The sequence below is a fragment of the Myxococcus vastator genome, assembly GCF_010894475.1.
Classification (GTDB): Bacteria; Myxococcota; Myxococcia; order Myxococcales; family Myxococcaceae; genus Myxococcus; species Myxococcus vastator.
Genome location: NZ_JAAIYB010000017.1, coordinates 1 through 21523, shown reverse-complemented (window position 1 = coordinate 21523; position 21523 = coordinate 1). Strand labels below are relative to the sequence as shown.

19 protein-coding genes are annotated in these 21523 nt (G+C 71.1%); 10 read left to right on the top strand and 9 right to left on the bottom strand.

All coding sequences use genetic code 11. The annotated features are described in order from the left end of the window. The first annotated feature begins 6 nt into the window (after positions 1-6). The 9 genes from G4D87_RS02955 (at position 7) to G4D87_RS02915 (ending at position 8522) form a co-directional block, all read left to right on the top strand. Positions 7-408, top strand: coding sequence for a hypothetical protein (locus tag G4D87_RS02955; RefSeq protein ID WP_163778436.1), 402 nt, complete (start codon positions 7-9; stop codon positions 406-408). Then, positions 401-661, top strand: a complete 261-nt coding sequence (locus G4D87_RS02950) for a DUF5985 family protein (RefSeq protein ID WP_163778433.1) — start codon at positions 401-403, stop codon at positions 659-661. Before G4D87_RS02955 ends, G4D87_RS02950 begins: the two co-directional genes overlap by 8 nt. A gap of 6 nt (positions 662-667) precedes the next feature. After that, positions 668-943 carry a DUF5985 family protein gene (locus G4D87_RS02945; protein WP_163778430.1) on the top strand — a complete coding sequence of 92 codons (276 nt, stop codon included), beginning with the start codon at positions 668-670 and terminating at the stop codon, positions 941-943. 141 nt (positions 944-1084) lie between these two features. After that, positions 1085-3445, top strand: coding sequence for a sensor histidine kinase (locus G4D87_RS02940; protein ID WP_240357969.1), 2361 nt, complete (start codon positions 1085-1087; stop codon positions 3443-3445). Continuing rightward, the gene (locus G4D87_RS02935; RefSeq protein ID WP_163778424.1) at positions 3430-4206 is read left to right on the top strand and encodes an ABC transporter ATP-binding protein; all 777 of its coding nucleotides are present in this window, start codon (positions 3430-3432) and stop codon (positions 4204-4206) included. The genes G4D87_RS02940 and G4D87_RS02935 overlap by 16 nt, the downstream gene beginning before the upstream one ends. A 2-nt stretch (positions 4207-4208) precedes the next feature. Further along, complete coding sequence (locus tag G4D87_RS02930; protein ID WP_163778421.1) at positions 4209-5012, top strand: ABC transporter permease; 804 nt, start codon at positions 4209-4211, stop codon at positions 5010-5012. A gap of 260 nt (positions 5013-5272) precedes the next feature. Then, complete coding sequence (locus G4D87_RS02925; RefSeq protein WP_163778416.1) at positions 5273-5797, top strand: ICP22 family protein; 525 nt, start codon at positions 5273-5275, stop codon at positions 5795-5797. A 453-nt stretch (positions 5798-6250) separates the two neighbouring features. Continuing rightward, on the top strand, positions 6251-7141 hold the full coding sequence (locus tag G4D87_RS02920; protein WP_240357968.1) for a serine/threonine-protein kinase: 891 nt from the start codon (positions 6251-6253) through the stop codon (positions 7139-7141). A gap of 76 nt (positions 7142-7217) precedes the next feature. After that, on the top strand, positions 7218-8522 hold the full coding sequence (locus tag G4D87_RS02915; protein WP_163778408.1) for an ABC1 kinase family protein: 1305 nt from the start codon (positions 7218-7220) through the stop codon (positions 8520-8522). 15 nt (positions 8523-8537) lie between these two features. Here G4D87_RS02915 and G4D87_RS02910 read toward each other — a convergent pair whose 3' ends face one another. After that, a complete protein-coding gene (locus G4D87_RS02910; RefSeq protein WP_163778404.1) occupies positions 8538-8945 on the bottom strand; it encodes a response regulator in 408 nt (135 codons plus the stop codon). Positions 8946-9094: 149 nt separating this feature from the next. Between G4D87_RS02910 and G4D87_RS02905 the strand changes: the two genes are divergently transcribed. Then, entirely contained in the window at positions 9095-9757 is a 663-nt protein-coding gene (locus G4D87_RS02905) for a response regulator transcription factor (protein WP_163778401.1), read from the top strand. A gap of 180 nt (positions 9758-9937) precedes the next feature. Here G4D87_RS02905 and G4D87_RS02900 read toward each other — a convergent pair whose 3' ends face one another. The 8 genes from G4D87_RS02900 to G4D87_RS02865 form a co-directional block, all read right to left on the bottom strand. Then, a complete protein-coding gene (locus tag G4D87_RS02900; RefSeq protein ID WP_176410852.1) occupies positions 9938-10726 on the bottom strand; it encodes a dienelactone hydrolase family protein in 789 nt (262 codons plus the stop codon). Positions 10727-10924: 198 nt separating this feature from the next. Beyond that, positions 10925-11959, bottom strand: a complete 1035-nt coding sequence (locus G4D87_RS02895) for a methyltransferase (protein WP_163778397.1) — start codon at positions 11957-11959, stop codon at positions 10925-10927. Beyond that, positions 11956-12804 (bottom strand): tryptophan 2,3-dioxygenase family protein, encoded by an 849-nt coding sequence (locus tag G4D87_RS02890; protein WP_163778393.1) that lies wholly within the window; start codon positions 12802-12804, stop codon positions 11956-11958. The genes G4D87_RS02895 and G4D87_RS02890 overlap by 4 nt, the downstream gene beginning before the upstream one ends. Positions 12805-12888: 84 nt before the next feature. After that, positions 12889-13293, bottom strand: coding sequence for a response regulator (locus tag G4D87_RS02885; protein WP_013936116.1), 405 nt, complete (start codon positions 13291-13293; stop codon positions 12889-12891). Beyond that, positions 13286-16231 carry a response regulator gene (locus tag G4D87_RS02880; protein WP_163778389.1) on the bottom strand — a complete coding sequence of 982 codons (2946 nt, stop codon included), beginning with the start codon at positions 16229-16231 and terminating at the stop codon, positions 13286-13288. Before G4D87_RS02880 ends, G4D87_RS02885 begins: the two co-directional genes overlap by 8 nt. A 3-nt stretch (positions 16232-16234) precedes the next feature. Beyond that, positions 16235-17395, bottom strand: a complete 1161-nt coding sequence (locus G4D87_RS02875; RefSeq protein ID WP_163778386.1) for an FIST signal transduction protein — start codon at positions 17393-17395, stop codon at positions 16235-16237. Between the two features lie 29 nt (positions 17396-17424). Further along, positions 17425-19332, bottom strand: a complete 1908-nt coding sequence (locus G4D87_RS02870) for a cytochrome c3 family protein (protein WP_163778383.1) — start codon at positions 19330-19332, stop codon at positions 17425-17427. Between the two features lie 225 nt (positions 19333-19557). Beyond that, the gene (locus G4D87_RS02865) at positions 19558-21402 is read right to left on the bottom strand and encodes a sensor histidine kinase (protein WP_163778377.1); all 1845 of its coding nucleotides are present in this window, start codon (positions 21400-21402) and stop codon (positions 19558-19560) included. Positions 21403-21523 lie beyond the last annotated feature (121 nt).

The window sequence follows — 21523 nt, the reverse complement described above, 5'->3', positions numbered from 1 at the left end:
GGCCGTGTGAGTGACGCCGGAATCCCACAGCGGGTCCAGCGCTTCATCTCGACGCACATCGACTCCCTGGAGAAGCTGGAGGTGCTCCTCCTGCTTCGTGCGCGCGCGGACAGGGAGTGGACGGCATCGGCGGTGAGTCTGGAACTGCGCATTACAGATGTCTCCGCCGCCTCCAGGCTGGAGGACCTGACGAACCGACGGATGTTGGTGAGCGATGGCGGCTCACCGCCGTCGTATCGTTACAGTCCCGAGTCGTCGGAGGACGTGCAGGCGGTGACGGAGCTGGCGGCGGTGTACGGCGTGAAGCGCGTCAGCGTCATCTCCTTCATCTTCTCGCGGCCGTTGGACAAGGTGCGGGGTTTCGCCGAGGCATTCATCCTGAAGAAGGACAGGGACGGCCATGGCTGAAGCAGTCTACCTGTTATGTGCGTTGACGAGCGTGGCGTGCGCGGTGCTGCTGCTCCGCGCCTACAAGCGCACGGGCATGCGGCTGCTCTTGTGGAGTGGGCTGTGCTTCGTGGGCATGGTGGTCAGCAATGCGCTCCTCTTCGTGGACCTGGTGCTGCTGCCCACCACCATCGACCTGTTCATGCCGCGCACCCTCGCCACGTTGTCCAGTGCCTCCGTCCTGCTCTATGGCCTCATCTGGGACGCGTCCTGAGGTGCCATGATGCTCAAGCCCATGCTCAACGGTGCGGTGGCGATGGCGTGGCTGGCGAGCGCGCTGTTCTTTCTGCGCTTCTGGGTCCAGTCGAAGGACCGGCTCTTCGCCTGCTTCGCGCTGGCCTTCACGATGCTGGCGGGCAACGCGGTGGTGGCGGCGCTGTTGGATACGGATGACGAGCGGCGCTACTACATCTACGTGGTGCGGCTCTTCGCCTTCCTGCTCATCCTCTACGCCATCTGGGACAAGAACCGCGCGAACCGCCGCGGCCCCAGCTAGGGCCGCGCCGGTGGCCGGCAGGTCGCCTGGCTGACAGTTGTCTCGTACCTGTGTCCGAGCTCCGTTGTCGCAGGCGCGGGGGCGTCATTATCTCGGACACCCATGTCGCGCCGCCCTTCTTCATCCTCGCGGCCCGCCCCCGTGGACGAGCGCGAACCCGAGCGGCCCGTCTCCAGGGTACCGGAGGACGTCCGCCCGCGGGGCGGTGACGACGCGGAGGAGCGCCTCGCGTTCCTGGCCAGCGCGGGTGAGCTGCTGGCGTCCTCCCTGGACTCGGGCACGGTGCTCCAGCGGCTGGCCGAGCTGGCCGTGCCGCTGCTGGCGGACTGGTGCGCGGTGGACGTGCTCATGGCGGATGGGCGGGTGGAGCGGGTGGCCGCGGCGCACCGCCTGGCGGAGCAGGTGCCGCTGGTGCATGAGCTGGCGCGCCTCCAGCCCCTGGACCTGACGGCCGAAGGCGGCATCCCGGAGGTGCTGCGCACCGGCAAGGCGGCCCTCCTTCCCGAGGTCCTGGACGCGCTGCTGCCGGGCGTGGTGCGCACGGAGGCGCAGCTGGAGGTGGCGCGGCGCCTGGGCATCCGGGCGGGCCTCATCGTGCCGCTGCTGGCGCGGGGCCGCGTGCTCGGAGCGCTGTCGCTGGTCCGGGGCGACACGGACGGCGTGCCCGGCGCGGCCGACCTGGCGCTGGCGTTGGAGCTGGCCCGGCGCGCCAGCCTGTCCCTGGACAACGCGCTGCTGTACGCGGAGGCGCGCGGCGCGCAGCAGCGCACCGAGCGGCTCCAGGCCATCACCGCGGCCTTGTCCCGCGCGGCCACCGCCGAGGACGTGGCGGAAGCGCTGATGCGCGAGGAGCTGCGGCCCACGGGGCCGGCGCGCGGCGCGGTGCTCGGCATGCTGGAGGATGGCCGCTTGCACGTGCTGGGCTCCTTCGGCTCCGCGCCGTCGGCGCTGGAGGCCCTGCGGGGGCTGTGGGCGGACCCGGTGCCCGGCGCGGACCGGGCGCTGGAGCAGCTGGAGCCGCAGTGGTTCTCCAGCCACGAGGCGGCGGTGCGCGCCGTGCCCGAGTGGGCGCGGGACCTCGTTCAGGGCGTGGGGACGGGGGCGTGGGCGGTGCTGCCCTTGAAGGTGGAGCGCCGCCTCCGGGGCTTCCTGCTGTTCGCGTGGGACGGGCCGCGCGTGTTCCTCCCGGAGGAGCGGGGCTTCCTGTCCGCGCTGGCGCAGCAGTGCGCGCAGGCGCTGGAGCGCGCGGCGCTGTACGAGGCGCTGCGCGAGCGCGGCGGCAAGCTGCACCAGGCGCTGGAGGCCGGCAAGGACGCCGAGGCGCGGCTCTTCTTCCTGCTGGAGGCGAGCCGCGCGCTGGCCGAGCACCTGGACGACGTGGAGTGGACGCTGGAGCACCTGGCGCGGGTGGTCGCGCGAAACGTGGCCTCGTTCTGCCTGGTGGAGCTGGTGGGGGCGGACGGCGTGCCGCGCGGCGTGGCCGCGGCCCACCGGGAGCCGGAGCGGGACGTGTCGGCGCTGGCCTCGCTGCTCCCGGCGCGCGAGTGCTTCCTGTCGGGGGAGACGCGCTTCCTGCCCGAGGTCGGGCCCGAGCACCGCGCGTGGCTGGAGGCGCTGAACCCGCACTCGCTGCTGTCGGTGGCGGTGCGCACGCGGGGGCGCACGCTGGGCGTCATCACGCTGGGCGCCGCGGCCCCCTGCCGCCGGCTGGTCACCGCCGACGTGGCCATGGCGGAGGAGCTGGCGCGGCGCGTGGCGGTGGCGCTGGAGAACGCGTCCCTGTACCGGGACGCGCAGGCCGCGGTGCGCCTGCGCGACGAGTTCCTCTCCGTGGCCAGCCACGAGCTGAAGACGCCCCTCACCAGCCTGAAGCTCCAGCACGGCCTCATCGACCGCGCCGCCAGCGGGGAGCTCGGGGAGAAGGTGCGGCCCCGGCTGGCCACGGCCGTGCGGCAGGTGCAGCGGCTGAGCGCGCTGGTGGACAGCCTGCTGGACGTCAGCCGGATTTCGCTGGGGCGGCTGATGCTGGAGCCGTCCGACGTGGACCTGGGCCAGGCGGTGCGCGACGCGGTGGAGCGCATGGAGGAGGTGTTCACCCAGGCGGGCTGTCCGGTGCGGGTGGAGGTGCCGGGCCCGCTGCCGGGGAGGTGGGATTCGCTGCGGCTGGACCAGGTGCTGGTGAACCTGCTCACCAACGCCGCCAAGTACGGCGCGGGCCGGCCCGTCCTGGTGGAGGCGGCCTTCGAGGGCGAGGAGATGGTGCGGGTGTCGGTGCGTGACGAGGGCATCGGCATCGCCGCGGAGGACCTGCCGCGCCTGTTCGGCCGCTTCGAGCGCGCGGTGTCCGACCGGCACTATGGCGGCCTGGGACTGGGGCTCTACATCAGCCGGCAAATCGTGGACGCCATGGGCGGCCGCATCGAGGTGGAGAGCCGGCCCGGGCAGGGCTCCATCTTCACCGTGCGTCTGCCCCGGTCCACGGCACAATGCGCGCCATGGTGAACGTGGGAAGGGCCGACGTGCCCAAGGTGCTGTCGGTGGCGAAGCTGCGGAAGGAGTACGGCGGCAAGGCCGCGGTGGAGGGGGTCTCCTTCGAGGTGGGGCGCGGAGAGATTGTCGGGCTGCTGGGCCCCAACGGCGCGGGGAAGACGACGACCATCAACATGGTGCTCGGCGTGCTGCAGCCCACGTCCGGCACCATCCACATCCAGGACCTGGACCTGGCGGCGCAGCGCTCCGCCGCGCTGGCGCTGACGAACTTCGCCGCCGTCTACTCGCCGCTGCCCGGCAACCTCACCGTGTACCAGAACCTGCGCGTCTTCGGCCTCATCTACGGGGTGAAGCCCCTGGGGGCGCGCATCACGGAGCTGCTGGAGCAGTTCGACCTGGTGAAGTACCGCGACGTGAAGTGCGGCGTGCTGTCCTCCGGAGAGCAGACCCGCGTGGCGCTGGCGAAGGCGATGCTCAACCGGCCGCACCTGCTGCTCCTGGACGAGCCCACCGCGTCGCTGGACCCCGCCACGGCCCGGGACATCCGCGCCCGGATCCGCGAGTTCGCCGCGCGGGACACCGGCGGCGTGCTGTGGACGTCCCACAACATGTACGAGGTGGAGGAGGTCTGCGACCGGGTGCTGTTCCTGGCGCGTGGCCGGGTGCTGCTGGAAGGCAACCCGCGGACGCTGCCCGGCGAGCACGGCCAGGCCTCGTTGGAAGAGCTCTTCATCACCGTGGCGCGCGAGCCGCTCGCGCTGGAGCGGAGCTGACCATGCACCCGCACCGGGCCGCCGCCGTCGCGCTCCGCCACTACTACCTGCTGCGAGGGAGCCTGGCGCGCTTCCTGCCGCTCTTCGCGTGGGTGGCCATCGACATGGTGCTGTGGGGCTTCATGAGCCGCTACCTCAACACCGTCACCTCGCGGGAATACAACTTCGTCCCGGTGCTGCTGGGCGCCGTCCTGCTGTGGGACTTCTTCATCCGTGTCATGCAGGGCGTGACGATGGTGTTCTTCGAGGACGTGTGGTCGCGCAACTTCCTCAACATGTTCGCGTCCCCGCTCACCATCTCCGAATACCTGGGCGGGCTGGTGCTCTCCAGCGTCGCCACCAGCACCTTGGGCCTGCTGGTGATGCTGGTGCTGGCCAGCACCGTCTTCGGCCTGTCCTTCGCCGCGTACGGCGCGCTCTTCGTGCCCTTCCTGCTGGTGCTGTTCCTGTTCGGCATCGCGCTGGGCATCTTCGGCTGCGCGCTGGTGCTGCGCCTGGGCCCGGCGTCGGAGTGGTTCGTCTGGCCCATCCCCGCGCTGCTGTCGCCCTTCGCCGGCGTCTTCTACCCGCTGTCCACGCTGCCCACGTGGATGCAGGCCGTGTCCCGGCTGCTGCCGCCTTCGTACGTGTTCGAGGGCATGCGCACGCTCGCGGCGGGGGGCTCGTTCCAGGTGTCCACGTTGCTGTGGGGCGCCGGCCTCGCCGTGGTGGAAATCCTGCTCGCGTGCGCCTTCTTCACGCGGGTCCACCGGCAGGCCGTGCGGAGCGGACTCATCGCGCGATACAGCGCTGAAAGCGTGAGCTGAGACAGGACGTTTTCAGTCTGGCTGTCGACACGGTGAGGGCGTGCGCGAACGCGTGGCCGGTGGGGCCGCGGGCGAGTCTGTTCCTCGTGGTGGCTGTATCCGCGGGGGGCTGAGTCCTGGACGAACCGCGCTTGTGACTCCAGATGCCGCGCCCCCGCCCGCGGCCTGGTGTCGACGTGAGCGAGGTGGCGGTTGAAGTCGTCGTGGAGGAGGCCCGGCGTGGGTGGCAGCACTCGCACACCCGTACCTGGAGCATACCGATGCGAAGCCTCAATCCTGTTTTCTCATCCGCGGTGGTGATGGCCCTGTGCTCGCTGCTCGCGGGCGGCTGTGGCGGCCCACTGTCGGACAGTGAGTCCCCGGACCCGCGGGCGCCTCAGAGCGGCGGGCTGGGCGGCAAGGCCGGCGAAGAGCCCACGTACCCTGATGGTGATGATGACGCCACGCCGGGCAAGGTCACCATTTGCCACATTCCTCCGGGCAACCCCGCCAACGCGCACACCATCTCGGTGTCCACGTCGGCCTGGCCGGCGCATGCGCGGCACGGAGATACGTTGGGGCCCTGTGACGCGGGCACGGGCGGCGAGGAGCCGGACGCGGGCGGCGGCGAGGAGCCGGACGCGGGCACGGGCGGCGAGGAGCCGGACGCGGGCACGGGCGGCGAGGAGCCGGACGCGGGCGCTCCGGTGTGCGCGCCCATTGGCGAGGCCTGTGGTGAGTCCGTCGCCTGCTGCTTCGGGCTGACGTGCGGTGAAGACAACACCTGCGATCCCATCATCGGCTGAGGTGGATGGAAGCACCTCCCCGTCCGCGGCCGGGCGGGGAGGCTCGCCTCGCTCGTCTCACGGGCGCGGAGGCGCGTTGAGCGCAGCACACTTGCCGGGGCTCCAGACGGTGGCGCGACGTGCGCCATGGGGGCCTCGCGCGGCGTGCGTGCTCCGCCCAACAGAGCGGTCGTTGCGCGTTCGACGCACGTCCCGAAGTGCGTCGCGAAACACGCCGTGACGGCATTAGGGTTTGCGCTCGAGGAGGGGGACATCGGCGCGGCAGGACGCGCGTTCCGCACGGGCACCGTCGCATCTTCCGAAACCATTTCGCGCTGGCTCGCGCGTGGGCCCACTGGCTGCTGGCCGGAGCGGGGCGCCTGGCGCGCGAAGGATGTTGGCCTCATGTCCCGGTTGGACGTCACCACCTCCGTTTCCGTATTCACACGGCCGTTCCGGTCCACAGGGAGCGGTGTGCCCGCGAGCGAGGCCCCGCCTCTGTCCCTGGCGGCGTCGCTGGTGGGCCAGCAGGTGGGCCACTTCCGGCTGCTGCGTGAGCTGGGACGGGGGCGCCTGGGCATCGTGCTGCTCGCGGAGCACGCGCTCATCCAGAAGCGCGTGGCCATCCAGGTGCTCCATGCGCACGTGACGCAGGACCCGGCGCGAGTGGCCCGCTTCCTCCAGGCGGCGCGCACGCTGACGCTCATCCAGGACGCGCACATCGTCTCGCTCTACGATTTGGGCATGCGCGACGGGCGGCCCTACCTCGTCATGGAGTACCTGGAGGGACAGCGCCTGGCCGCCTTCGCGAAGGGGCCGCTGGCACCCGCGCTGGTGGTGGACCTGCTCACCCAGGTGTGTGACGCGCTGGGCGCCGCGCATGCGCACGGCGTCGCCCACGGCAGCCTCAATCCCACCAGCATCTTCCTCGTCCCCGACGCGAAGGGCCGCCAGCACGTGAAGCTGCTGGACTTCGGCATCGCCGGGTTGCTCCCTCCCTCCGAGGGTGCCGCCGACCTGCCGGTGGCCGCGGACCTCTTCGCCGTGGGGGTGCTGGGCGCGCTGCTCGTCACCGGCCGGCTGTCCTCGCGCGGGCACGCGGCGGAGGAGCCGCTTCATGGCCACGCCTGGGAGGTGCCGCCGCTGCCGTCGGACCTCCCCTCGGCGCTGTCGCGCGTGCTGCTCAAGGCCATGGCGCGCCGCCCGGTGGACCGTTATGCCAACGCCGCCGAGCTGCGCGATGCCCTGCACGCGTCGGTGGCGCTCGACGGAGGCGCGGCACCTCCGGAGTCCCTGGGCCTGGAGCGGCTTCCGGGCTGGTACGCGCCCTGGGGCCCGCCGGGGGCCGCGCCCGCCTCCAGGTAGGGCGGCCTGGCTGTTTTCGCGAGGCGTCATGCCTTGCGTCTGGCGGGGCCCTCCTCGTTAATCCACTTCGGTTCCCATGGCCTCAGACTCCGACGACACGCTTCCTCCCCAGGGCCGCTTCAACCGTCTGCGCAAGCTGGCGGGCCTCTCCGTGCAGGTGGGCACGGATGTGCTCAAGAGCGGCGCGAAGCGCCTGTCCGGGAGCACGCCCGACCTGCTCAGCAAGGAGGCCGCGGAGAAGCTGGTCTCCACCCTGGGCGAGCTCAAGGGGGCCGCCATGAAGATGGGGCAGGCCATCTCCATGGACCCGGACCTGCTCACCCCCGAGGTGCGACAGGTGCTGGCGCGGCTGCAGAACCAGGCGCCTTCCATGTCCTACGCGCAGGTGTCGCGCGTGGTCCAGGCGGAGCTGGGCGCGCCGCCGGAGTCGCTCTTCCGCGAGTTCAGCGAGGCGCCGCTCGCGGCCGCGTCGCTGGGGCAGGTGCACCGCGCGGTGCTGGAGGACGGCCGGGCGGTGGCGGTGAAGGTGCAATACCCCGGCATCGACGTGTCCCTGGCCCACGACATGGCGAACCTGGGCATCGTGGCGAAGACGGCGTCCACGGTGCTGCGCGTGTCCGACGCCGGTGCCTACTTCAAGGAGTTCCGCGACGAGCTGCTGCTGGAGCTGGACTACCACCGCGAGGCCGAGCTGGCCCAGGGCTTCGCGCGCAGCGTGGCGAAGCTGCCGGAGCTGTGCGTGCCCGCCGTCGTCTCCAGCCACAGCACGAAGCGGGTGCTGACGCTGGAGCTGCTGGAGGGGCTCACCCTCAAGGACTGGCTGCCGACGAACCCCCCGAACGAGGAGCGCTTCCGCGTGGCGCGCCAGCTCATCCTGGCCACCTACGGGCCCTTCTTCGGCGCGGGCGAAATCCACGCGGACCCGCACCCGGGCAACTTCATGGTGATGCCGGATGGGCGGCTGGGCCTGCTGGACTTCGGCTCCATCAAGCGCTTCTCCCCGCGCTTCGTGGACGTCAACCAGCGCATGCTCCGGCAGACGGTGCGCATGGAGTCGTTGGACATCCTGGGCCTGAGCCGGGAGGTGGGCTTCACGGTGGAGCTGCCGGACGAGGAGGCCGAGGGCCTCATCGCGGAGGTGCTGCGCATCGCCGGGCGGCCCATGCACCAGCCGGACTACGACTACGCCGTGTGCGAAATCAACCGCGACATGCGCCACCACTTCTCGCGCAACGCGCCGCGCTTCCTCAAAATCAGGCCGCCGCCGGAGGCCATCATGTTCTTCCGCTCCACCGGAGGGCTGGCGCAGAACCTGAAGCTCATCGGCGCGCGCGGTGACTTCCGCGCCGTCTTCCTGGAAGTGACGGACCTGCCCGCGTGAGGCCGGCGCCGCGCGCTACCGGGCGGCCGGCACGGACTCCGGGGCCGCGGGCTTGAGGTGGAGCGCTTCCAGCCGCTGGGCCAGCGCCTCGCCCTGCACGCTCTTGCAGATGTAGCCGTCCGCGCCCGACGCGCGCGCCAGGGCGCGCAGCTGGGCTTCGTCCGACGCGGAGTAGAGGATGAACTTCGTGCCCTTGGGCGCCTGTCCGCGCGCGAGCGTGAGCACCTTGTCACCGCTGAGCGCGGGGATGTTCACGTCCAGCAGCACCAGGTCCGGCAGGGTGGTGCGCACCAGGTTGGACACGCCCAGGGAGGAGCGGTGGGTGCGGACGTCGAAGCCGAAGGTGGAGAGGGTGCGCTCCGCGAGGGAGAGCTGGTCCTGGTCATCGTCCACGATGAGGACTCGGATTTTCGTCTCCGGCATGGCTTTCCCCCTTCAGCGTGCGGATGGCACTGCGGGTGCTTCCTGACGGGGTGAGTATCCTCCAGTCGTCATTCCCTGTCGCCCCCCACATGAGGGAATCCCCTTAGCGGGGTTGAATCGCGGGGAATGAATGGAGAGGGTGAAGGGCCATGGAATCAGAACGCATCCGGGTAGCCATCCTGGAGGACCAGCAGGTCTTCCGTGAGGCCCTGGTGGCTGTGCTGGAGGGCGCTGGCATGGACGTGGTGGCGGGCTTCGCGGAGCCCGCGCCGTTCTTCGCGCGTGTGCGCGAGACGCTGCCTCATGTCGCGCTGGTGGACCTGCGCCTGGAGCTGCCGGAGTGGGAAGCGCCCACCAGCGGGATGTCCGCGCTGCGGTGCCTGCATGACTTCTTCCCGGCGGTGAATCCGCTGGTGCTGTCGGGCCACCGCGAGGCGGAGATGGTGGAGCAATGCCTCCAGGCGGGCGCGGCCGGCTACCTGTGGAAGCAGAACGTGGGCTGCGCGGAGGTGGTGGAGGCGGTGGAGCGGGTGGTGCGTGGGGAGCGGCTGCTGCCCGCGGGGCTGTCGTGGCCCGTGTCGGAGTCGCCCCCGCAAGGGGAGCTGGGCCGGCTGACGCCGCGTGAGCGCGAGGTGCTGGGCTACATCGCCGCGGGCGCGGACAACCTGCGCATCGCCGCGTGCCTGGGCATCACCGAGCGCACGGTGAAGGCGCACATCACCAGCATCTACAAGAAGGTGGGCGCGGAGAGCCGCACGCAGCTGGCGGTCCTCGGGTGCCAGTTGGGTGTGCAGCGCCCGGCAAGTCTCTGAGCCCGGAGGGCCTGGGCGTCAGACCGCTGGCCACTGGGAGCGCGCCACGGTTGGTGGCACCGTGGAGGTGCCTGGGCGTCAGGCGCCCCGCGCGCCTCCTCCCCCCACGCCGGGGCATCTCCTGGGGGCCAGGGCAGCGCTGCTGGCTGCCCTGGCCCATTCAAGGGGAAGGCCGGGGCTTCAGCTCCCGGCGGCGCGCGGCGCGGGCAGGGAATCCCAGCGCGGCGCGCCCAGGTGCTGGAGGAACCAGAGGCACGCCAGGTCCACCATCTGCGTCAGCGTGCCGGGCTCCTCGAAGCGGTGCGTGGCGCCGGGGATGACCTCCAGGCGCTTCTCCGCCGTCATCGCGGCGTAGGTGCGGCGGTGGGGCTCCTGCGCGGACGTGTCCTCCGCGCCGACGATGAGCATCGTGGGCGCGCGCACCCGGGCCAGCGTCGCCCCCGGCTGCGCCAGGCGTCCGCCCCGGCACACCACCGCGTCCACCGCCTCCGGCCGCATCGCCGCGGCGGCCAGGGCCGCGGCCGCGCCCGTGTACGCCCCGAAGTAGCCGATGCGCAGGGCGCTGGTGCGAGGCGCCCTGCGCAGCCAGCGCGCCACGCCCGCCAGGCGTCCGCCGAAGAGGCCCAGGTTGAAGCGCAGGTCCCGCTCGCGGCAGGCCTCCTCTTCCGCCGCCGTCAGCAGGTCCACCGCGAGGGTGGCCAGCCCCTCGTTCTGCAGCAGCCGGGCGACTTCCAGGTCCGTGACGCCGCGGCGGCTGCTGCCGTGGCCCCGGACCATCACCACCACGCCGGCGGCGCCTGGCGGCACCTGGAGCAGGCCCCTGAGCTCCACGCCTTCTTCCACGGGGATGCGGACCTCTCCGTCCGCGGCGGGGGGCGTCCAGCTCCCCGTGCCTTGCGGCTGCGTCACCAGCCCGCGGACCGCCTTCTCCGAGCCTTCATCCGACCTGCGTGAACCCTGCTTCTTCATGCGGAGTCCCTCCTCTTTGTCGGACTGCGTCGCTGCCGTGCTACACGCGCTACGGACTGGAATGATGCAGAGGCCGTGCCAGGGTTTCCCCAGGCACGGGGTGAGCCCATTCTACCAGCGCCGCCCAGGCGCGGCGCGGCGGGGCCGGTGACACTTGGGGGACGAACAGGTGACCCGACCTGGAGAGTCCTATCGTTTTTACCGGTGGGCCAGGATGAGCTCGAAGGGGCCTGGGAGGACTTCGGCGTCCTTGAAGCCCGTCTCGTCCAGCACGCGCAGGTAGTGCTCCACCTCGCGCAGGCGGCTCACGCAGGTGTCCACGCCCATGAGGAAGTAGGACCAGAAGAACTGGGCCGCCAGCCGCTCCGGGGTGCGGAACTCCTCGCAGATGAGGACGCGGCCGCCGGGCGGGAGCGCGTCGCGCGCGGCCACGAGCAGCGCGCGCGCCGTGTCCGCGGGCCAGTCATGCAGCACCCGCACGAAGCAGAGCGTGTCGTAGCCACCGGGCAGCGGCTCCTTGAGGAAGTCGCCGCCCTGGAAGCCCAGGCGTTCGGCAGGAAGGCCGAAGCGCTCACGGGTGCGCGCCACCAGCGGCCCGGTGGCGGGCAGGTTGAACACGTCCACGCGGAGGCCCGGGTGCTCACTCGCCAGGTGCGCGGCCAGCGTGCCGTCACCACCGCCCACGTCGAGCGCGCGCCCGCCGCGCTCCCACAGCCGGTCGCGATGGGCGCGGAACGTCTCCAGGATGGGGGGCAGGCCCGCGGCCATGCTGGCCTCGAAGCCCGCCACCTGCTCGGCGGTGCTCGGCGGCCAGGCGAAGGCGGCGGGGGGCATGGAGCGCTCGCCGCGCAGCACCTGGGGCAGTCGCCCATGCAGCTCGTGCCAGGCGTAGCGCTCCCGGTCCTTCTCCAGGGACTGCGGCCCCAGCACGGCCAGGGCGGCGGCGCGCAAGCCAGGGACGGCCTGGTAGCGCGCGGACTCCAGGGCGTCGGTGGGCTGCTCGCGCAGCACCAGCCCCAGGCTCTCCAGACAGTCGAGCAGCTTGTAGAGCCGCACGGGCACCAGCCGGTGCCGCGCCGCCAGTGCTCCCAGGGTGACGGGGCCCGGCTCCAGGGCGTCCAGCAGCCCCAGGTCCAGGGAAGTCTGCAACACGTCCACGGCGCGGGCGCCGTTGACCAGCAGGTGGAGCAGCGCGCGAGGGGTGGTGGCCAGGGCCGTGGCCGCCCCCTTCATGGCTGTTCCACCTGCATCCTGGCCGCGTGCGCCATGGGGCAGCCGCCGCCTGGAGGGGCCCGGGTGGCGCCCGGGGCGAGGCCGCCTTCGCGCTGCCACCCGGACGTCAGCTCCAGCCGCACGTCCCAGAGCTGGCGGAACAGCGGCAGCGTCATCCGCCCCGCGAGCACCTGCGTGGGCAGGCCGTCCAGCGCCTTCACGGAGCGGTCCACGCCAATGGTGCGGCGCACGAGCTGGAAGTGGGCATGGAGCCAGCCCTGGAAGGCCTCGTCCAGGTCCACCAGCTGCTCGCACAGGCGCTTCAGGTCATCCGGGCCACCCGCGGTGTACACCGTGGTCAGCGTCTGTCCCCGCCGCGCGAGCAGCCGCTCCAGGGCGCCTTCCAGCCCCTGCGCCACCCGCCGCAGCATGTTGTAGCCGGGGGACTCCTGGCCGCTGCCGTTGCCCAGGCTGCGCCGGATGACCTGGTAGGTGTCCGGCGTCATCGTCTCCAGGATGGCCAGCTCCTGCTTCACCGCCAGGAGCACCCGGCAGATGCGCTCCAGCCGCGACGAGGCCGCCCACAGGGCGTCCCTGTCCAGCTCGGCCACGACTTCCACCGCCTCGCGCGAGGCCAGCTTGAGCCAGAGCTCCTGCGCCTGGTGCACCACCTGGAACATCAGCTCGTCGTGGGCGACGCGCTCGCCGTCCGCCGCCTGCAGCGACAGCAGCGTGGGCGTCTTGAGGTAGACCTCGTAGTCGAGCTCGCCCTTGCCCACCCACTTCTTCAAGAGGGGGTTGAAGAGGGGTTCTGCCAGTTCGAGTCGTAGTTTTTCGGCGTAACTGTAATCGATGGACGCGCTCATGCGGCCCTCCTGAGGGGGGTGGCTCGGAAGGTGTGGAATCGCGGGCGTCGTCCCACCGGCACCCGCGGGCATGTCATCCGGCGTTCAGGGAGCGGGCGTCGGTGTGGGGGGCCGGGGCTTCAGGTGGAAGGCGCGCAGGCGCTGAGCCAGCTCCTCGCCCTGCACGCTTTTGGAGATATATCCGTCCGCACCGGACGCGAGCGCCAGGGAGCGCAGCTTCGATTCGTCGGATGCTGAATAGAGGATGAACTTCGTCTTCGGCAGCGCGTACTGGCGCGCCAGGTTGACGACCTTGTCGCCCTTGAGGGCGGGGAAGTTCACGTCGATGAGGACGAAGTCCGGCTCCACCGAGCGGACGAGGTTGGAGACACCCAGCGCGGAGGTGTGCGTGAGCACCTCGAAGCCGTAGGCGCTCAGCGAGCGCTGTACGAGGTCGAGCAGGTCCGGGTCGTCGTCCACCACCAGGACGCGCGCTTTTTCTTCAGACATGGGTTCTCCCTAGATGCTTTCGAATCATCTCGAGCAACTGGTCACGATCAAGGGGCTTGGTGAGGTACGCGGTGCAGCCGGCCTCGTGTGCCTTGTCCTGGTACTCCCGCCCCGCGTGCGCCGTCACCGCGATGACGGGAACATTGGCCGCGGCGGGTAGGGCTCGCAACCTGCGGGTGACCTCCCAGCCGTCCAGGCGGGGGAGCGACAGGTCCATCAGGATGAGGTCCGGGGCGTCGCGGATGGCGCGCTCCAGGCCGTGCTCGCCGTCCTCCGCTTCAATGACCTCGAAGTGGCCGTTGAGGTAGCGGCGGACGATGTCGCGGTTCTGCGCGCTGTCCTCCACATAGAGGATGCGGGCCCGCTTGCCGGCGCTGGCGGCGCGCTGGGACAGCAGCAGGCCCTTGGCCTGGGCGATGACGTCCTCCAGCGCGTGGCCGCCCTTCTTTACGAAGCCGGCGAAGCCGTCACGCAGGAGGGCCTCTTCCTCCTCGGAGAGCGTCTTGCCGGTGAGCACCACCACGGGCACCTGGAGCTTCTCCGCGCGCAGCCGGCGCAGGACCTCGAAGCCGTCCAGGTTGGGCATCATCAAGTCCAGCACCACCAGGGCGGGCGGGGACACGCGCGCCTTGAGCAGGGCGTCCTCGCCGTTGCGGGCCTCGGAGGTGGAGAAGCCGGCGCGGCGCAGGTTGCGGCTGACCAGCTCGCGGGTGGCCGAGTCGTCGTCCACCACCAGCACCTCGCCCACGCTGGTGGTGGCGCCGGCCGTCTGATGGAGGCTGCGCTGCACCACCTCCACCAGCCGGTCCGGCTCCACCGGCTTGACCAGGTACTCGCACGCGCCCAGGGAGAAGCCGCGCGCGCGCTGCTCCTCCACGGAGATGAGGATGACGGGGATGCCGGCCAGCGAGGGCTCGCTCTTGAGCTGGCTGAGCACCGACCAGCCGTCCAGCTTGGGCAGGTGGATGTCCAGGAGGATGGCCTGGGGCCGCAGCTCGCGGGCGCGCTTGAGGGCGGCGATGCCGTCCTCGGCCACCACCACCTTGAAGCCGGCGGGCTCCAGTTGTCCGGCCACCAGCTGCTGGATGAGCGGGTCGTCGTCCACCACCAGCACCGTGCTGCCCGGCTGCGCCAGGGTGCCCACGTGCTGGGCCACCTCCGACACGGGCACGCCGCGCTCCAGGTGCGGGCCGCCGCCATTGTCCGGCGACTCCAGGGTGGAGGGCAGGCGCACCGTGAAGGTGGTGCCGCGGCCCAGCGTGGAGCTCACGGACACGGTGCCGCCCAGCACGCGGGACAGCTCGCGGACAATGGCCAGCCCCAGCCCGGTGCCGCCCACCTTGCGCGTGGTGGAGCCGTCCACCTGACGGAACTTCTCGAAGATGAAGGGCAGCTGGTCGGAGGGGATGCCGACGCCGGTGTCCTCCACCGTCATGACGACCTCGCCGCCCGCGGGGGCCAGGCTCAGCGACACCTCGCCCGCGTCGGTGAACTTGGCGGCGTTGCTGAGCAGGTTGAGCATGATCTGCCGCAGCTTCAGCGCGTCCGAGCGGAGCATGCGGGCGGACGGGTCGATGTTGGTGGTGAGGGCCACGTCCTTGCCCTTGAGGTACTCCTTCACCGTGGCCAGGCACTCCTCGGCCAGCTCCTGCACGTCCACCTGCTCGGTGACGACCTCCACGCGGCCGGACTCAATCTTGGACAGGTCCAGGATGTCGTTGATGAGCGCCAGCAGCGTCTTGGCGTTCGTCTTCACGACGTTGAGGTCGCGGCGGCCGTGCGCCGTCAGCCGCTGGCCCTCCTCGCGCATCAGCAGGTCGCAGTAGCCGATGATGCCGTTGAGCGGGGTGCGGATTTCGTGGCTGAAGTTGGCCAGGAACTCGCTCTTGAGGCGGGCGGCGGCCTCCGCTTCCCGGGCGCGCTCCTCCTCGTTGCGCTTGGCCACCGCCAGCTCCTGGGCCAGCCGGTCCAGGTCCTCGTTCTGCTGGCGGATGATTTCCATCTGCAGCGCGCGCTGCTGGTAGGACGCCAGCGAGCGGGCGGACACGGCGCGGGTGCGCTTGATTTCCTCCAGGCTGGCGGCGAGCTGCTTGTTGGCCGCCTCCAGCTCCGCCTTGGACGCGCGCAGCATCTCTTCGTGCTGCTTGCGCTCGGTGATGTCCTCGGTGACGCCCAGCACGTAGCGGGCCACGCCCTGCTCGTCCAGCAGGGGCAGCTTGCGCGTGGCGAAGATGCGGTCCACGCCGTCGGCGCGGGCCACTTCCTCGAAGGACTTCATCTGCCGGGTTTCGAGAATCTCCGAGTCGATGGCGATGAACGACTCGGCCTGCTCCTTGGGGAAGTAGTCGTGGTCCAGCTTCCCCAGCAGCCACTGCTTGGTGACGCGGAAGGCGTCCGCGAACGTCTTGTTCGCCACCACCAGCCGGCGCGTCTGTGCGTCCTTCACGAAGAGGACGAACGGAAGCGCGTCGATGATGTTCTCCATCAGGTAGTTGGTGCGCTCCAGCTGCTCCGCGGTGGCGGTGTGGCGGCGGCGGTCCGCCGTCATCCGCAGCTCGCGTTGCACCACGGGCGCCAGGCGGCTGAAGCGGTCCTCGGTGATGTAGTCGAGCGCTCCGGCGCGCACGCTGGCCTCCAGCGTGTCCTCGCTCCAGTCGCGCGACAGCACCACGAAGGGCAGCTCCTTGCCGTACTTGCTCCACAGCGCCTTGACCTCGGCGAAGCCCATGTCGGGCACTTCCGAGCCGCACAGCACCAGGCCCCACGTGCGGGACAGCGCGGCCTCCGCCGCGGCCGCCGTGGTGGCGCGCTCCGTCACCACCGTCACCCCCGCGCGCTGGAGGGCTTCCTCCACGCATTGGCACTCGCGCTCGCTGGCCACGAGCAGGAGCGACGCATTGTCCGCCGGAGACTCAGAGGGAGGCTGGGAGGAGGCCATGGCTCAGTTCGCCCCGAAGACCAGCGCGGTCAGCGTGGTGTTGATGTGGAACCCCGAATAGATTTCGAAGTGCACGTTCATACCAGCGGCGGTGGGTGCGGCCTTCAGCGTTTCCGCCAATTGCTGCACGGTGTTGGTGGCGCTGGCGTACCACATGCGTCCACCACAATGGAAAAGCAGGGCGGCCTGGGGCTTCTGGACCCTGCGGGGGACCTCGTCGGTGAAGAAGCTGCGCGTCATGCCGGCCATGTCGCCCAGCTTCATCAGCTCCAGCTCGGTGCCTTCCTCCAGCAGGTTGGCGAAGAGGATGGAGCCGTCCTCCTGCGGGCTCCAGGCGGCGCGGATGAAGTACTCCCGGCCCACGCGCAGGGCGGTGGGGCGCACGGCGAAGCCCCGGGGCGTGCCGAACTCCAGCTCGTCCACGCCCACGCCCAGGATTTCCGCGTAGCGCTTCGCCGCCGGGCGCCCGTCGATTTCGAGCGCGCGGGTGTGGCTTTCGTCCACCTTGGTGATGGTGAGCTTCTCGCCGGTGGGCACGTACCAGTGGGAGCGGAGCGCGGCCCAGGGCGCGCTCGTCTTGAAGAGGGCCACCAGCACCGCGTCGGTGGCGACCTCGCCGTCCACGTGGACCATGGCGGACTGCTTGGCCGGGTCCCGGTTGGTGTCGCTGGCGCCGCCGCCCACCAGCACCAGCGTCTGGCACTTCTCCAGGATGCCGAGCAGCAGCTCTTCCTTCTTGTAGCGGAAGCCGTCGTCAATCACGAGGCCCACGTAGCGGCGCGGGTCCAGGTCCTGCTGCCGCACGCCCAAATCCTCGCACGCGCGCTTGATGGAGGTGGCGCCCGCGCTGATGGCGTCCACGGACAGGCCGGTGCCCAGGCCCAGGCCCACCTCGAAGTCACCGAAGAGGGCGCTCATCACCACGCTGCCCTCGTGGATGCCGGTGTTGTCCAGCTCGCCCGCGGTGGTGGCGCCAATCAGGCGCGTGCCCGCCGGCAGCCGCTGACGCACGGCGCGGTTGAGCGCCTGCTGGTCACGCTCCCGCGAGGCGAACATCGTCACCAGGCGGGGCGTGTCGCTGCCCAGCTGACTCAGGAGGTCCTCCGCGGCGGCATCCGGCTCCCTCAACGTGGTGCGAGCCGTCTGCATCTTGACCTGGGCCATGGAGGTACTCCGGGTTGCGCGAGCGGGGGTTAGAGGCCGCTGCCGGGGTGCCGAGTATGACAGGCGCCGGTGCACTGCTGGAAAGACTCCGCGCCGCCCCCCACATACATGCTCTCAATGGGTCCGAATTGCGCCACGTGACTGTCCGGATAGCTCTTGTGACAGGACAGGCAGGCGGCCTTGCTGGTGCGCTGGATGCTCTCCTTCGTCTGGTGACAGGACGCGCACTGCTGGAGCGGTGCGTCAAAGCGGTTGGACCGCGAGTGGATGAAGTGGGTGCGCACGAAGATGGGGCCCTCCAGCTCGAAGGCGAGCGGGGCGTGGCATCCGGCGCAGGCGGCGCGGTTGTCGTTGGCGTGGAGCACCACGCCCAGCTCGCCGCCCTTGCTGTGGCAGGAGGTGCAGGGGCCCGTGGTCAGCTTGGGCTGGGTGCGCTGCTTCGTCCCCACCTGGATTTCGAGGGTCGTCGTCGCGGGGAGGTCCTCGCCCAGGTACGCGCGGCGGCCCTTCACCGTCACCAGGTAGGTGCCGGGCACGGCGTTGTCCGGCAGCTTGAACTGCCAGGTGTCCGTGTTGGGCTGGTTCCAGAGGTTCGGGTCGATGAAGGCGCCGCCGAAGAGGACGTTGGCGAAGGGCAGGGTGGCGAACTGGGAGAAGACGCCGTCGCGCTCGGGCGTGGCCACCACCTGCTCGTCCACCTCGGGGTCCAGGAAGGACTCCAGCGGGACGATGGAGCGGATGGGCTGGATGTGCTGCGCCGGCCCGATGATTTGCGTCATCAGCATGCGCTCGCGGTGCTTGCGCCGGTAGTAGGTGGCCGTCGCGTCGAAGAAGGCCCGGTAGTACTGCAGCCCGGAGTCGGTGCCGTCGGGCGCCACTTCGTTGTAGGGCGGCAGGTAGCCCTTGTCGTGGAGCCGGTTGCCCGCGCCATCCCGCAGGGTGAGCTGGAAGGAGATCTCCGTGCCGGGGGCGTAGGTGCCGTCCGGGCGCGGCGGGGTGAGGGCCTCCACGCCGATGCGGAAGCCGTAGGTGTAGCGGCTGTCGACCACCTGCTCCACCGGGATTTCGTAGGGGGCCGCCGGGCGCAGGCTCCAGCGCAGGCGCAGCTTGCGCGTGTCGGAGCGAAGCGTGAGCGTCTGGCGCTGGGCGTGCTCGTACGCGTTGCGGAGCTCCAGGATGGCCTCCTCCTCGAAGGACGTGGAGGCCGAGCAGTCGTCGGGTGTGGCGCAGCCGTTGGCCGTCTGGATGCCGCGGAAGCGGCGGATGAAGAAGTCATCCAGGCCCGCGCGGCGCTGATGCTCGGTGCCCGCGTTGAGCAGGATGGGGACGCCGGTGAGCCGGCCGCGCGAGTCCACCGGCTCCACGATGAAGTGGCTGGGCAGGTCCATCCACGCCGCGCCCCGGTAGTAGCGGCGGCGGGTATAGGGCCCCGGCGCGCCCACGGACTCCTGGTCCACCTGGCGCACGCCCCACCAGCCCAGGCCGCCGAAGTCACTCCGCGCGATGATGTTGCGCAGCCCTTCGTCCCGGGTGGCGGTGACGAAGGCGCGGATATCAATCTGGTTGATGAAGAAGGTGGCGCCCTTCCGCACGCGCAGCGGCTTGCCCACGCCGTTCTCCACCTCGAGCGCCAGCCCCACCGCGGGCGTCTTGTCAGGCCACGGCCAACCGCCGAACAGCGCCGGGGCGTCCGCGTCCGGGAGCGTCTTGTCCATGAGGTGGCCGTCCGGCGGGGCCGGCTTCGGTGACACCGTCTCCAGCAACGCCGCCTCCAGCGAGGCCGACTCCAGCGCCTGCGCGTCCAGCGAGGCTGCGTCCGGGGCATCCTGTCCGCCGCAAGCGAGCATCAGCCCGGCCAGCGACGCGAGCAGGGCCCGGGGGGCTCCAAGTCCACCCATGGTGCAACTCCTCGTACGTGTGAAAGCCGACGCCGCCATGGCGCCTGGGGCCAGTGGGTCCTGTAACCCGTCGCCTGTGGGGCGGTGTGGGCCGGACCTCTCCCGTTTCCGGGTTTCCCCGGTTCGAGCCTTTTTAGCCGTACGAAGATTATCTGCAACCAGCAGATTTGTTCAACTTTTGGGAAAACAATCCGCCTGGAGTCGAACCTGCTGTGTTTTCAAGGAGATGAATGGCGGCCCCGCAGGGCCGCCTCACCCACAAGGTCATACCTGCACTTCATTCACTGAGCAGGATTCCTTGTTTGTCATGCGAGGAAGCTCAATTGTGAATTCCGCGCCTTCCCCGATGCGGCTCTGGACGTGGATGGTGCCCCCGTGGGCCTCGACGAGCTGGCGGACGATGTAGAGCCCCAGGCCGGTGCCGGGGTGCTGGCCGCCGTCATGGACGCGTTGGAAGCGGTGGAAGAGGCGCTGCTGGGCTTCCACGCCAATGCCGATGCCGCCGTCCCGGACGGTGAAGCGGACGCGGTGGGCGTCCGCCTGGACGCGCAGCTCCACGGGGTGGCCGCGGCCGAACTTGAGGGCGTTGCTCAGCAGGTTGGTGACGACGCGGTCCAGGCGCTGCCGGTCCCACTGGCCGGTGGCGCCTTCCTCCACGCGGACGCTGAGGGCGCAGCCCGCGGCGCTGGCCTGGTCGCCGTGGCGCTCCGCCACCTCGCGCACCAGGTGCGCCAGGTCCAGCGGCTCCGTGTCCAGCACCATGCGCCCAGCCGACAGGCGGGACAGGTCCAGGAGGTTGTGCACCAGCCGGCCCAGGCGCCGCGTCTCGCCCTCGGCGCCGGCCAGGCCGTCGCGGAGCCGCGTGTCGGCGCTGCCGGCGCTCTGCATGGACAGGCGCCGCAGCCGCAGCTGGAGCGAGCTGAGCGGGTTGCCCAGGTCGTGCGCGGCGACGCCGATGAGCTCCAGCGCATCCTGCGCCTGCGCCAGCAGCCGGGCGTTGTCGAGCGCGAGCGCGGCGCGCGCCGCCAGCTCCTCCATGAAGGCCCGGTCCACCTCGCCGAAGCGGCGGTGCGTGCCGGTGGACAGCAGGCACAGCGCGCCCAGCACGCGGGAGCCCACCGCCAGCGGCACCGTGAGGGCGGACGTCACGCCCAGCGCGCCCAGCAGCTCGCCATGCGCGCTGCCTTCCAGCGCCGGCGGGAGACGGGCGCCGTCCAGCTCCGGCAGCAGCTCGCTGCGGCCCGTGCGCACCACGCGGGAGGGGCCCACCTCGCCGTCCTCCGGACACCGCAGCAGCGGCTCCCACATGTGGTGGGTGGCGGCGAGGTCCTCGCAGGCCACCGCGTGCGGACGCACCGTGCCGTCCTCGGAGGGGAGGAAGAGGATGCAGGCGTCCGCCACCTCGGGCACACACAGCCGGGTGAGGGCCTCGCCGACTTCGCGCGCGCCTGACAGCGGCTGGAGCACGCGGCCGGCCTCCGCGAAGAGCGCCTGGGCCCGCTCCATCCGGCGGCGCTCGGTGATGTCGCGCGTCACCATCACGAAGCCGCGCAGCCGCCCGTGCGCGTCGTACAGCGCGGTGAGCAGCGTCTCCGCCCAGAAGCGGCTGCCATCGCGGCGCACCCGCCAGCCCTCCGCCAGCAGGCGCCCCTCGCGCGCGGCCCGCTCCCGGTGCGCGCGGGGCACGTCCGCGGCCACCTGGTCCACCGGGTAGATGCGGTCCGTGTCGCGTCCGGCGAGCTCCACCTCGGACCAGCCCGTGAGGCGCTCGGCGCCCGCGTTCCACGCCGTCACCCGGCCGTGCCAATCCAGGAAGCACAGCGCGTAGTCCGTCACCCCGTCCATGAGGAGCTGCAGGTGCTGCTCGCTGGACTGGTGGCGCGCGTGCAGCGGCGCCAGCGCGCGGTGGAGCACGAAGCCCAGCGCCGCCACGCAGGCCAACCCCAGCAGCCCCGCCAGTACGGCCTGGGGCAGGGCGCCGTGGCCCAGGGGCATGCTGGCTTGCGCGAAGACAGCGGACAGCAGCGTTGCGAGCAGCAGCAACCCGGCGAACAGGCAGGCGGACAGGCCCGCACTCACTCGCTGAGCGAACGTCCAACGGCGCATCATGTGGTGACTCCCCCCCCGAGGCACCCTGTCGGGCGTGCCGCCGGTGAGGAAAGCATCACCCAGACTGCACGTTGGAAGACATCGTCCTGGTGGACGGGGTGGGTCCACCCCAGGGGGGCCT